Here is a 260-nt window from a genome sequence, read left to right as displayed (position 1 = left end):
CAGGAGCTGGAAGGCGAGTTCCGCGGGGCCGGCTGGAACGTGATCAAGCTGCTGTGGGGCTCGGGCTGGGACCCGCTGCTGGCGCGCGACAAGGATGGCGCCCTGCGCAAGATCATGATGGAGACGCTGGACGGCGACTACCAGGCCTTCAAGGCCAACGACGGTGCCTACGTGCGCAAGCACTTCTTCGGCCGCGACCCCAAGGCGCTGGAGCTGGTGGCGCACATGAGCGACGACGACATCTGGAACCTGAAGCGCGG

1 protein-coding gene is annotated in these 260 nt (G+C 66.9%); it reads left to right on the top strand.

The annotated features are described in order from the left end of the window. Nucleotides 1–260 (top strand): hypothetical protein (locus tag HA630_RS00290; RefSeq protein WP_166831989.1); only part of this gene is annotated, 260 nt, incomplete at both ends.

Source organism: Aquabacterium sp. A08 (assembly GCF_011742065.1).
Note: the sequence above shows the minus strand (reverse complement) of the source record. Positions and strands in the feature narration are given on the sequence as shown.